Raw genomic sequence first — 11,586 nt, 5'->3', positions numbered from 1 at the left:
TCGCTTGGTCAAGACGTCTTTCCAGCCTTGACAAAGCGAAAGAGGGTGGGATAATTGGCGCAATCGGGGGTTCAGCCCCCTAACGAACAACCCCCGACTCCACCGAATCGATCTTCTCCAGCAACTCCCGCAGCACCCCTTGCTCCTCCCCCGACAACGGAGCGAACAACGACGCAGCAGCATCCACCCGCGCAGCCCGGAACAACTCCCGCGTCTCCACCCCCCGCTCGGTCAACTCCAACAACATCGACCGCCGATTAGCCGGATCCACCCTCCGCCGCACCAGATCCGCAGCCTCCAACGCGTCCACCAACGGCGTCACCGCCCGAGGCACCACGTGCAACCGCTCGGCCAGGTCCACCATCCGAGGCGGCGTCTCCCCGAACCGGGCGATCACCTCCAACGCCCGCGACTGCGCCAACGTGAACCCCAGCGGAGCCAGCCGATCACCGTAGGCCCGCCGGATCCGCCGCGCCTGCCGGAGGAACAGCTCACCCAGCCCACCTGCGGTTTCATCCATGTCCACGATCCAGAGAATAACAGAGGCACCTTCATTGTTACCCTAGGTAAGAGTCAACCCCACGGAGGTGTCCTTGCCGACCCGAGCAGCCCAAACTGACGCAGCCCAGACCAACGAAGCCCACACCACCCCAGACCACCCGGTGAGCATCCGCCGCATCCTCACCCTCTTCCGCCCCTACCGCCTCCGCCTGGCCGCGGTAGGCCTCTTCGTCCTCCTCTCCTCCCTAGTCAGCGTCGCCTCCCCCTTCCTCCTCCGGGAGATCCTCGACGTAGCCATCCCCCACAACGAGGTAGGCCTCCTCACCCTCCTCGCCGCAGGCCTCATCGCCGTCGCGGTGGCCACCAGCGTCTTCAACGTCATCCAGACCTACATCTCGACCGCCGTGGGCCAGGACGTCATGCACGACCTGCGCACGAGCGTCTACGACCACCTCCAGCGCATGTCGCTGGCGTTCTTCACCAAGACCCGCACCGGCGAGGTCCAGTCGCGCATCGCCAACGACATCGGCGGCATGCAGTCGACCGTCACCTCGACCGCCACCTCCCTCGTCTCCAACGTCACCACGGTCGTGGCCACCGTCGTCGCCATGACGGCGCTCGACTGGCGCCTGACGATCGTCTCCCTCGCCCTCCTCCCCCTCTTCGTCTGGATCAGCCGCCGCGTCGGCACCGAGCGCAAGAAGATCACCGGCGAGCGCCAGCGCCAGCTCGCGACGATGTCCACCAACGTCCAGGAGTCCCTCTCGGTCAGCGGCATCCTGCTGGGCCACACCATGGGCCGTACCGACTCCCTGACCAGCAACTTCGCCGAGGAGTCCGCGAAGCTCACCAAGCTGGAGGTCCGCGCCAGCATGGCCGGCCGGTGGCGGATGTCGACGGTCGGCATCGTCATGGCCGCCATGCCCGCCCTGATCTACTGGGCCGCGGGCGCCAGCGGCGCGCTCGGCGTCCCGATCGCCTCCCTGGGCACGCTGGTCGCGTTCGTCTCGCTCCAGCAGACCCTCTTCCGCCCGGCCGTCTCCCTCATCCAGACCGGCGTGGAGCTCCAGAGCTCCCTCGCCCTCTTCCAGCGGATCTTCGAGTACCTCGACCTCCCCGTGGACATCAAGCCCCCGGCCGACCCCGTCCCCTTGAACCACATCCAGGGCGAGGTCCGCTTCGAGGACGTGGCGTTCGCCTACTCCGACGACCACCAGACCTTGGAGGACATCGACGTCGTCGTCCCGCGCGGCACCAGCCTGGCCGTGGTCGGCGAGACCGGTTCGGGCAAGACGACGTTGAGCTACCTCGTCCCCCGCCTCTACGACGTCACCGGCGGCCGGGTCACCATCGACGGCGTCGACGTCCGCGACCTGGACTTCGCCACTCTCGCCAACGCGGTGGGCGTCGTCTCGCAGGAGACGTACCTGTTCCACGCCTCGATCGCGGACAACCTGCGTTTCGCCAAGCCCGACGCCACCGACGACGAACTCGTGGCGGCGGCGAAGGCCGCGCAGATCCACCAGCACATCAGCGGCCTGCCCGACGGCTACGACACCCTGGTCGGCGAGCGCGGCTACCGGTTCTCCGGCGGCGAGAAGCAGCGGTTGGCCATCGCCCGCACGATCCTGCGCAACCCGCCGATCCTGGTCCTCGACGAGGCCACGAGCGCGCTGGACAACCAGACCGAACTGGCCGTGCAGGAGGCCATCGACGCCCTGTCCGCGGGCCGCACCACGATCACCATCGCGCATCGCCTGTCCACGATCCGCGACGCCGACCAGATCCTCGTGCTGGACCGCGGCCGGATCGCCGAGCGCGGCACCCACGACGAACTGCTCGCCCGCAACGGCGAGTACGCGGCCCTGATCCGGCGTGACGGCACGCTCGAACCGGTGGCCTAGGTGGGGTCGCCATGCACCCGCGAACGGCGTAGTCGAAAATCTGCGCCATGACCACCGTCCTGATCACCGGTTCGGCCGACGGCCTCGGGCTGATGGCCGCGAAGCTCCTGATCGACGAGGGCCACGACGTCGTGCTGCACGGTCGGAGCGGGCGACGCGCGGAGGAAGCGCTGGCCGCGGCTCCGGGCGCGGCGGGCGCGCTCGCGGGCGACCTGTCGACCATCGCCGGGATCACCTCGGTCGCCGAGCAGGCCAACGCGCACGGCCGGTTCGACGCCGTGATCCACAACGCCGGGATCTACCGGCTGCCGGAGCGGGTGGAGACCGAGGACGGGCTGTCGCTCGTGTTCGCCGTGAACGTGCTCGCGCCGTACCTGCTCACCGCGCTGGTCGAGCGCCCGGACCGGCTGGTGTACCTGACGTCCGGGATGCACCGCGGCGGGAACCCGGACCTGGGCGACCTCCAGTGGACGCGCAAGCCGTGGAACGCCTCGCAGGCGTACTCGGACTCGAAGCTCCTGGACGTGGCGCTGGCGTTCGCGGTCGCCCGCCGCTGGGCGGACGTGCGGTCCAACGCCGTCGACCCCGGCTGGGTCGCGACCCGGATGGGCGGGCCGGGCGCGCCTGACGACCTGGAGCAGGGCCCGGAGACGCAGGCCAGGCTGGCGGTCCACTCCCCCGCGAGCGGCGGCTACTACTACCACCAGCGGTTGGGCGAGACGCACCCCGCGGTGTCGGACATCGAGGTGCAGGAGGGCCTGCTCGCGGTGTGCCGGGAGATCACCGGCGTGGAGTTCGCTACGACGTGAGCTGGGAGACGGCCAGCGCGAGGTGCTCGGCCATCGCCGTGCAGGCGCGGTCGACGTCGCCGGACCGGATGTCGTCCAGCAGCGCGCGGTGCGACACGGCCAGGTCCTGCGGGCCGGGGTACCAGCGGTGCAGCTGCGCCAGGCAGAGCTGCATCTCCTCCTGGATCGCCGGGTAGAGCCGGGTCAGCCGGGGGCTGCCCACCGCGTCGACCAGGGCCGTGTGGAACGCCGTGTGCGCCTCGACCCGGTCAGCCCACGACGCGTCGTCCGGCAGCGCCTCCATGGCGGCCAACCGCTGTTCGGCGTCCTCCAGCGGCAGGTCCTTCTCCACGATCTCGCGCACCGCGCGGATCTCCAGCGGCGTGCGCACGAAGAACAGGTCGCGCACGTCCTGCTCGGTCAGCACCGGCACGGTCAGCGACCGCCCGCCGGACGACCGCACCAGGTTGCGGCCCACCAGCACTTGGAGCGCGGACCGCACGGTAGGCCGAGCCACGCCGAACAGGCCCGCCAGCCCCGCCTCGGTCAGCGGCTCACCGGGTTTCAGCTCGCCGCTGAGGATCCGCTTGCGCACCTCGGCCACGAGCGCGTCCCGCGTGGTGGTGGTCTGCAACGTCAGGCTCACCACCTCAGCCTAGCAGCCATTGTGTCATACGGTTATACCGTCTAACCTTCGCCGGGTCGAAGGGAGGGGCACCGTGTCCCGCACCGCCGTTCCGAGCGCCGTCGCGGGCGCACTCCTGTGGGGCACGATCGGCCCCGTCGCGACCCTGTTCACCAGCGCGGAGGTCCTGCCCGCCGGTGGCGTGCGGCTCGCGATCGGCGCGCTGGCCCTGCTCGCGCTGGGCGGCCGTCCCCTGACCCGCGCGTGGCGGCGGCGCGACCTGGGCCCGCTGCTCGCCGCGTCGTTCGGCCTCGCGGGCTTCCAGCTCTCCTACTTCGGCGCGGTGGCCGTGGGCGGCGTCGCCGTGAGCACGGCCGTCGCCATCGGCCTCGCCCCCGTGCTGACCGGCCTGTGGACCGCGGTCGTCGAACGCCGCCGCCCGTCCCGCTGGTGGGTCGCGGGCACGACGCTCGCGGCCGTCGGGCTCGGCCTGCTCACGTTCGCGGGCGGTGACGCGGTCACCTTGTCCCCCACCGGACTCGCACTGTCCACAGTGGCCGCCGCCTGCTTCAGCCTCCAGGCGCTGGCGATCAAGCGGCTCACCGACCACCACGCCGACACCACCGCGTTGGCCGCCATGTTCGCGTTGGCGGCGCTCGTCCTGCTGCCCGTCACGCTCGCCACGGCGACCCCGACCCTGTTGTCCGGCCGGGCCGTTTGGTCCCTGCTGTACCTCGGGATCGTGGCGTCCGGCATCTCCTACTGGCTGTTCGCCCACGGCATCCGCCACCTCGGCGCGCCCGCCGCCGTCACCATCAGCCTCCTGGAACCGGCGAGCGCGGCGGCCATCGCCGCCCTCGTCCTGCACGAGCCCGTCGGCGCCGCCCAGTGGCTCGGCATCGGCCTCATCTGCGGGGCCATCGCGCTGACCGCCTTGCCGCGGAACGACTTCCACCCGAATGCCGCACCCCGTGACCTTGATCGGGCCCCCGACCCCGCGCACGCTGGACCGGCGGTGCAGCGCTAGGGAGGGGTCCGTCGTGATCCGGGAGTACTTCGTTCGTGGCGAGCGCAAGACGGTGGACGAGGTGGACGACGTCGTGGCCGTCCACGTGGACGGAGCGGTCGTCGCCGAGGTCGCGGAGGCGCTGGCCGACGACGAGGAGCTGAGCGCGTTCCGGGCGGCGCGGTGGGTGTTCGTGCCGACGTCGGCGGCGCTGGTGCTGGAGAACGCGGAGGACGCCGGGCGGTTGGTGCGGCGGCCCAACGGGCGGCTGGGGATCGTGACGCGGCGGCTGACCTTGCAGCTGGGCGCGGACCTGTCGGCGGAAGAGGCCGAGGAGGCCTTGGCGCGACGGGGGTTGGCCCTGGTGCGGAAGCTCGGGTTCGCGCCGAACCTGTTCGAGGTCGACACGACGGAGCACGCCGACTCGCTGGCGGCGTCGGTGGACCTGAACGCGGACCCGCTGGTGACCCTGGCGGAACCCAGCCTGGTCGAGCACGTGCCGCTGCGGACCGACCCGCGCTTCGCCGAGCAGTGGCAGTGGGCGAACACCGGACAGGGCGGCGGCACGATCGGCGCGGACGCGCACGTGGCGGCCGCGTGGCAGCGCACGCTCGGCGCGGGCGTCCGGGTCGCCGTGATCGACAACGGGTTCAACGCCGCGCACGAGGACCTCAAGGCGGGCGTGCACCCCGCGTCCGGCTTCTTCACCCGCGCGGGCACGTTCACGGCGGGCACGACGGGGATGCCGAACGGCGACCACGGCACGTTCTGCGCGGGCATGGTCGGCGCGCGGCGGAACAACGCGCTCGGCGGCACCGGCGCGGCCCCGGAGGCGGACCTGCTGCTGATCGCCTGCCTCGGCGACCAGGTCGGCACCCAGACCACGCTCGCCCGCGCCGTCGCCTACGCCGCCGACCCGTCGCTGGAAGGCGGCGACAAGGCGACCGGGGCCGACGTCCTGGTGTCCAGCCTCGGCCCGAACGGCGCGGACTGGGACCTCACCGCGACCCTGGCGCTGGCACTGGAGTTCGCCGCGGGCAAGGGCCGCGACGGACGTGGCCTGGCGATCTTCTGGGCGGCCAGCAACGGGAACAACGTCGACGTGCTCAAGGACGAGATCGTCTCGCACCCGGACGTGATCGCCGTGGTCCGCTCGACCCGCGACGACCTGGAGGACAACGCCGCCCGCGGCCCCGAGGTGGAACTGATCGCGCCGGGCGTGGACGTGGTCAGCACGACCGGCAACGGCGGCTACGGCAAGAGCACCGGCACCAGCTTCGCCGCCCCGTGCGCCGCGGGCTGCGCCGCACTGGCCCTGTCGGTCAACCCCGCCCTCACCCGCGACGAACTGCGGACGATCATGCACGACACCGCGGACAAGATCGGCGGGGCCACGTACGACACCAGCGGCCACAACGACGACTACGGCTTCGGCCGCGTCAACGCGGCCGCCGCGGTGGCAGCAGCCGAGAACGCCGTGGTCCCGTAGTTCCAGACCGCGCTTCCCGACGAGCCCCGGCCTGGCATGGGCTCAAGTCACCTGATCGGGTGGTCCGGTTTTTGTCGGTGGCGACTTGTACCTTGTGTATCGGGGGGTCCTGCTCGATCGGCGACCCTTGCGAGGGCCTGCCCCGACCGGCCTACGCTGCGCCCATGCGGATCCTGTCGCTGCTCCCGGCCGCCACCGACATCGTCGCCGAACTCGGCCACCTGCCCCACCTCGTCGGCCGCACCCACGAGTGCGACTGGCCCGCCGCGGTGCTCGACATCCCGGTCGTCACCGCCAGCGCGTTCGACCCGGATTCGTTGTCCAGCAAAGAAATCTCCGACGCGGTGGGCGGCAGCCACCGGGGTTCGTCGCTCTACTCCCTCGACACCGACCAGCTGTCCGCCCTGGCCCCCGACGTGGTCCTCACCCAGGACCTGTGCGACGTCTGCGCCGTGTCCTACCGGCGCGTCTCGGACGCGGTGCGGGTGCTGGAGTCCGACACCACCGTCATCAGCCTCGAACCGCGCACCCTCCCGGAGGTGCTGGACTGCCTGCGGGTGGTCGGTGACGCACTCGGCAGCCCGGACGTCGCGTCCGCCGCCATCACCGCCTTGAACGCCCGCCTCGACGCCGTGCGCGCCGCCGTGGCGGGCAAACCACGGCCGCGGGTCGTGGCGATCGAGTGGCTCGACCCGCTTTGGCCCGCCGGGCACTGGGTGCCCGAGCAGATCACCGCCGCGGGCGGTGTCCCGCTGCTGGCCGACCCCGGCGAGCACACGAAACCCATGACGTGGCAGCAGGTCCGGGCCGAGGAGCCCGACGTGGTCCTGCTCCTGCCGTGCGGGCTCGCGCCGGAGCGCACGCTGGCCGAACTGCCGGTCCTCACCGCGTTGCCCGGTTGGGACGACCTGCCCGAGGTGTGGGTGCTCGACGGCCCCGCCTACTTCAACCGCCCCGGTCCACGGGTGGTGCGGGGTGCGGAGGTGCTGGCGCACGTCCTGCACGGCGTGGGGGACGTCGAGGCGTCCGAGGCGGTCAGAGTCGGCGGAACAGCCGGGCGGCCGGGCGCTCCGCGTCCTCGCTGACGACCCGGTACTTCCCGCGCACCGACAGCAGGACGGCCGCGTCGAACACGAACTCCGGGTCGGCCACCGGCGCGGCGGCAAGCAGCCAGCCTCCCGGCTTCAGGCAGCGGGCCGCGTTGGCGCCGACCGGGCCCGCGTGCAGCGAGATCAGCAGGTCCCAGCTCGCCACGGGCAGCGCGCTCATCACCCGGTCGTACTCGCCGCCGAGGAACCGCACGCGCGGCGCGCCGCCGTACACCTTGTGCTGCTCGATCAGCCGCTCGGCGGACGCCGTGTCCGCGAAGGCGATCCGGGCGCGCTGCTCGGTGTCGACGTACGTCACGTCCGGCCACGTGTACGACGGCGTCACGTCCAGCGAGCTGACCGGGTAGAGCACGCGGGACGCGCCGGTGTGGGCGGCGACGGCCGCGAACAGGCCGGTGCGGTCGGGCGCGGCGTCCAGGTAGTCGGTGAACGTGCGGGTGGACGGCGTGGCGCGGCGTGCCAAGGGAGGGCTCCAGGTGCTTCGGGGTTCCCGTGCAGCGTAGTCACCGCGCGTCTCCTACCGAGACGACCGTCGGCGTGTGTTGGCCACGGTGGACCTCAACTCCCGCCCGGCGTCCGTCCGCGCTCGTACGGTCGCGGGATCCGAGACGAGGGGGAAGCGGGATGGACACGAGGGAACGCCTGTGGGGCATGGTCACGGGGTACTGGGTGTCCGGGGTCGTGCGAGCGGTCGCCGAGCTCGGGATCGCCGAGGTCCTCGCCGCGCGGGCGCTGGGCGTCGAGGACATCGCCACGTGGTGCGGGACCGACCCCTCGGCGACCGCCCGGCTGCTGCGCGCGGCAGTGGCACTCGACCTCGTCTCCTTCGACGAGCGGACGGCCCGGTTCGAGACGACCCCGCTGCTCGACGCCCTGCGGCCGGACGCGCCGGACTCCCAGTACGGGATCGCGCTCGGGTTCACGACGCCCGCGCGGTTCCTGCCGTGGGCCGACCTGGCGCAGTCGGTGCGGACGGGCGAGCGCGAGGCGCCCAAGATGCTCGGCGCGGAGCTGTACGAGTACCTGGAGAACCACCTCGAGGAGGGCTCCCACGTCACGCTCGCGATGACGGCGACGACCGTGGCGGCCGTCCGGGACGTGGCTCCGCTGATCGGCACGACGGCGGGCGAGGTGGTGGTGGACGTCGGCGGCGCGGCGGGCGCTTTCCTGCACGGGGTGCTGGCGCTGGACCCGACGCTGCGCGGGGTCGTGCTCGAACTGCCGCAGGTCGCCGCGCGGGCCGCGGCGCTGGCCTGGGAACGCGGTCTGCTCGACCGGGTCACGGTGGTGGCGGGCGACTTCTTCGCGCGGGTGCCGGAGGGCGATCTGCTGGTGCTGAAGGAGGTCCTGAGCGACTGGGACGACCGGCAGTGCGTGCGGATCCTGCGCAACTGCGCGGAGTCGTTGCGGCCCGGTGGCCGGGTCGTGGTGGTGGAGCCGCTGCTCGGCGCGATCGGCGACGAACCGGAGGACGCGGCGCTGGGCGACCTGGACACGCTGCTGCACCTGCCAGGACGGGGTCGCGGGGTGCCCGAGTTCGAGCGGCTGTTCCGGCTCGCCGGGCTGCGGCTGGCCAAGGTCGTCCCGACGGCGGGTCGCTTCCACGTGCTGGAGGCCGTGACACGGAAGGTTGTTCGAATTCGAAACAACGGGTAGGCTTGGTTCAACTTTCAACTACCTGCCCGGAGACCGACCATGACCAGGATGCCGTCGCTCTACCTGTCCCACGGCGCACCCCACCTCGCCGACGACCCGATCTGGCCGGACGAGCTGGCCGCGTGGTCGGCGGACCTGCCGAAGCCGACGGCGATCCTGATGGTCTCCGCGCACTGGGAGGAAGCGCCGCTGACGATCAGCGCGACGACCACCGTGCCGCTGCTCTACGACTTCTACGGCTTCCCCGAGCACTACTACCACGTCCAGTACGCCGCGCCCGGCGCTCCGGAACTGGCCGAACGGGTCCGCAAGCTGCTGCGCACCCCGCAGACCCCCGTGCACCAGGACCCGACCCGCGGCCTGGACCACGGCGCGTACGTGCCGCTGAAGGAGATGTTCCCGGACGCCGACATCCCGGTGCTCCAGATCTCCATGCCGACGCTGGACCCGAACGAGCTGATGCTCATCGGCCGCAAGCTCGCGCCGCTGCGCGACGAGGGCGTGCTGATCGTGGGCAGCGGCTTCTTCACGCACAACCTCCGCGCGCTCAGCCAGAGCGGTCGGGTGACGAGCGTGATGGCCGAGTTCGACGACTGGGGCAGGCGCACGCTGGAGGCCCACGACCTGGACGCCCTGCTCGACTTCGAGCACAAGGCCCCGGCGTGGCGGCTCGCCCACCCGCGCACCGAGCACTTCGCGCCGTTGTTCGTCGCGCTCGGCGCGGGCGCGGACGACCTGGAGTCGCAGCGGACCGTCATCGACGGCTTCTGGATGGGGCTGGCGAAGCGCTCGATCCAGCTCGGGTGATCATATGGTTCGAATTTGAACAATACGGTAGACTCCCCGGTATGGCGGAACCGAAGTGGCTCGACGCTCGCGAACTCGAGGCCTGGCAGGGCTGGCTCGAGGTGAGCACGATGCTCAACCGCCGGGTCGAGCAGCAGCTCAAGGATGAGGCAGGCCTGTCCCACCCGCAGTTCGAGGTGCTGACCAGGCTGTCGGCCGCGCCGGGCGGCGAGCTGCGGATGACCGAGCTGGCGGGCGCCGCCCTGACGTCCAAGAGCGGCCTGACCTACCAGGTCGCCCAGCTGGAGAAGACCGGGCTGGTGCGCCGCCGGACGTGCGAGTCCGACGAGCGCGGCATCATCGCCTGCCTCACCGAGGAGGGCTGGCGGAAGCTGCGCGAGTCCGCGCCGGGCCACGCCGCCCTCGTCCGCGACCTGTTCCTCGACGGGCTGACGCGCAAGCAGTTCACCGCGTTCGCCGAGGGCATCGAAGCGGTCCGCCTCCGGTTGCGCTGCCAGGAATAAATCACCGCAAGTCGGACAAACAGCATTTTCCGACTGGTCACCATCGTGAATTAGTGGACAAATCCCGACCCACCCGCGGACAACAGCAGGACAGAACATTCCCGCACCCCCGACGAGGCTTGAACGGTCCTTAGGATTCGTCGAGCCCCGAACGGGAGGTGCGCTGTGCCGGAATTCCCCCGCGATCCGTCGGTCGGGTTCCGCGGCTCACTCCCGGCCGCCGGAAACCTCCGCCACCGCCGAATGCCCGCAGAGCGCGGCGATCTTCGTCGTCGCCTGTTCCAGCGCCACGACATCGGCCTTCCTGGAATCGGCGATCTTCCCCAACGCCTCGGCGTCGGCCTGCAACGAATCGCTGCCCTCGTAACGCCCGGCCACCGAGGACAACACGTTCGCCTCGTGGAAAACCCCGTCGGCGAAACGACCCGGATCGCCCGCGAACACCGCCCCCATCTCCAGGTAGGCGTCGCACACCTCACCGGCCGACGCGGGACTGGCGGCACACCCCGCGGTCGCCAGCGCGACCACGGCGGACAGGAGCAGGACTCGTCTCATCGGGGATCACCAGATCCACACGACGAAGCGGCCGCCGCGGAACAGGTACGCCGAGTAGGCGGCGCAGATCCCGGCGGGCACCAGCAGGCCGATGGACTTGTCGAACCCCAGGTAGCAGCACACGGCGGCGATGAGCGCGTAGTAGATCCAGGCGAGCGAGCGCTTCTTCGCGGGCCTGGTGGACGAACTGGTCACGGCGTTTCCTCCGGTCGGTCAGGCGGGGTCGTCGGTGCGGGACGCGGTGCGGTTCTGGTGCCACACCAGCGCCAGGCGCGCGACGGCCCCGATCGGGACCACGTAGACGAAGCTGGGAAAGGTGAAGGTCCCGTAGCTCTGCGAGGCGACGTAGAACCCGTATCCGGCGAACAGCACCCCGCACAAAGCGAAGAGGAGCCGTTCCTTCGGTTCCAGCACCGGGGCCGCGGCGACGGCGAGCAGCACCATTCCACCGATGACCGCGAAAACCTCGTACGCGCTCCAGTACACGATCGACACCTTTCCCCGTGGTGAATGAGCACTCATGAGAAACCTCGAACAGCGGCCGTGTACAGAATCGGCGCGAATCCCGGACGACGTCGGACGGGGACCACTTCCCGGACACCGCGCCACCACCAGCGGGAAGGCGTTCCCGTTACCGGCGGGA

General features: G+C 71.2%; 14 protein-coding genes. 8 read left to right on the top strand and 6 right to left on the bottom strand.

Annotated features, from left to right (window positions below; translation table 11 throughout):
• Positions 1 to 79: 79 nt before the first annotated feature.
• Positions 80 to 520 (bottom strand): MarR family winged helix-turn-helix transcriptional regulator, encoded by a 441-nt coding sequence (locus ACFWW9_RS34660; RefSeq protein ID WP_390386421.1) that lies wholly within the window; start codon positions 518 to 520, stop codon positions 80 to 82.
• Positions 521 to 662: 142 nt separating this feature from the next.
• Here ACFWW9_RS34660 and ACFWW9_RS34655 point away from each other — a divergent pair, with 142 nt between their 5' ends.
• Positions 663 to 2,405 carry an ABC transporter ATP-binding protein gene (locus tag ACFWW9_RS34655; RefSeq protein ID WP_390386420.1) on the top strand — a complete coding sequence of 581 codons (1,743 nt, stop codon included), beginning with the start codon at positions 663 to 665 and terminating at the stop codon, positions 2,403 to 2,405.
• Positions 2,406 to 2,452: 47 nt separating this feature from the next.
• Entirely contained in the window at positions 2,453 to 3,214 is a 762-nt protein-coding gene (locus tag ACFWW9_RS34650) for an SDR family NAD(P)-dependent oxidoreductase (RefSeq protein WP_390386419.1), read from the top strand.
• Here the strand turns inward: ACFWW9_RS34650 and ACFWW9_RS34645 are convergent.
• Positions 3,204 to 3,839: a GntR family transcriptional regulator gene (locus ACFWW9_RS34645; RefSeq protein ID WP_390386418.1), complete on the bottom strand. Its 636-nt coding sequence runs from the start codon at positions 3,837 to 3,839 to the stop codon at positions 3,204 to 3,206. The two genes, ACFWW9_RS34650 and ACFWW9_RS34645, sit on opposite strands and share 11 nt — an antisense overlap.
• A gap of 73 nt (positions 3,840 to 3,912) precedes the next feature.
• Between ACFWW9_RS34645 and ACFWW9_RS34640 the strand changes: the two genes are divergently transcribed.
• From ACFWW9_RS34640 to ACFWW9_RS34630, 3 genes are all read left to right on the top strand, one after another.
• The gene (locus ACFWW9_RS34640; RefSeq protein WP_390386417.1) at positions 3,913 to 4,845 is read left to right on the top strand and encodes a DMT family transporter; all 933 of its coding nucleotides are present in this window, start codon (positions 3,913 to 3,915) and stop codon (positions 4,843 to 4,845) included.
• Positions 4,846 to 4,858: 13 nt separating this feature from the next.
• Complete coding sequence (locus ACFWW9_RS34635) at positions 4,859 to 6,313, top strand: S8 family serine peptidase (RefSeq protein WP_390386416.1); 1,455 nt, start codon at positions 4,859 to 4,861, stop codon at positions 6,311 to 6,313.
• Positions 6,314 to 6,477: 164 nt separating this feature from the next.
• Positions 6,478 to 7,398 carry a cobalamin-binding protein gene (locus tag ACFWW9_RS34630; RefSeq protein ID WP_390386415.1) on the top strand — a complete coding sequence of 307 codons (921 nt, stop codon included), beginning with the start codon at positions 6,478 to 6,480 and terminating at the stop codon, positions 7,396 to 7,398.
• Here ACFWW9_RS34630 and ACFWW9_RS34625 read toward each other — a convergent pair.
• Positions 7,349 to 7,885: a hypothetical protein gene (locus ACFWW9_RS34625; protein ID WP_390386414.1), complete on the bottom strand. Its 537-nt coding sequence runs from the start codon at positions 7,883 to 7,885 to the stop codon at positions 7,349 to 7,351. The two genes, ACFWW9_RS34630 and ACFWW9_RS34625, sit on opposite strands and share 50 nt — an antisense overlap.
• A 161-nt stretch (positions 7,886 to 8,046) precedes the next feature.
• On the opposite strand from ACFWW9_RS34625, the gene ACFWW9_RS34620 reads away from it, so the two are divergent.
• From ACFWW9_RS34620 to ACFWW9_RS34610, 3 genes are read left to right on the top strand one after another with little or no spacing between them, the layout of a single operon-like run.
• A complete protein-coding gene (locus tag ACFWW9_RS34620; protein WP_390386413.1) occupies positions 8,047 to 9,078 on the top strand; it encodes a methyltransferase in 1,032 nt (343 codons plus the stop codon).
• Between the two features lie 39 nt (positions 9,079 to 9,117).
• A complete protein-coding gene (locus ACFWW9_RS34615) occupies positions 9,118 to 9,885 on the top strand; it encodes a dioxygenase (RefSeq protein WP_390386411.1) in 768 nt (255 codons plus the stop codon).
• 41 nt (positions 9,886 to 9,926) lie between these two features.
• Entirely contained in the window at positions 9,927 to 10,388 is a 462-nt protein-coding gene (locus ACFWW9_RS34610; protein ID WP_390386409.1) for a MarR family winged helix-turn-helix transcriptional regulator, read from the top strand.
• 207 nt (positions 10,389 to 10,595) lie between these two features.
• Here ACFWW9_RS34610 and ACFWW9_RS34605 read toward each other — a convergent pair whose 3' ends face one another.
• From ACFWW9_RS34605 to ACFWW9_RS34595, 3 genes are read right to left on the bottom strand one after another with little or no spacing between them, the layout of a single operon-like run.
• Positions 10,596 to 10,943, bottom strand: coding sequence for a hypothetical protein (locus ACFWW9_RS34605; RefSeq protein ID WP_390386408.1), 348 nt, complete (start codon positions 10,941 to 10,943; stop codon positions 10,596 to 10,598).
• A 6-nt stretch (positions 10,944 to 10,949) separates the two neighbouring features.
• Positions 10,950 to 11,138, bottom strand: coding sequence for a hypothetical protein (locus ACFWW9_RS34600; protein WP_390386407.1), 189 nt, complete (start codon positions 11,136 to 11,138; stop codon positions 10,950 to 10,952).
• An 18-nt stretch (positions 11,139 to 11,156) separates the two neighbouring features.
• On the bottom strand, positions 11,157 to 11,429 hold the full coding sequence (locus tag ACFWW9_RS34595; RefSeq protein ID WP_390386405.1) for a hypothetical protein: 273 nt from the start codon (positions 11,427 to 11,429) through the stop codon (positions 11,157 to 11,159).
• Between the last annotated feature and the right edge of the window lie 157 nt (positions 11,430 to 11,586).

Origin of the sequence: Umezawaea sp. NPDC059074 (assembly GCF_042738955.1) — a bacterium.
Lineage (GTDB): Bacteria > Actinomycetota > Actinomycetes > Mycobacteriales > Pseudonocardiaceae > Umezawaea.
Note: the sequence above shows the minus strand (reverse complement) of the source record. Positions and strands in the feature narration are given on the sequence as shown.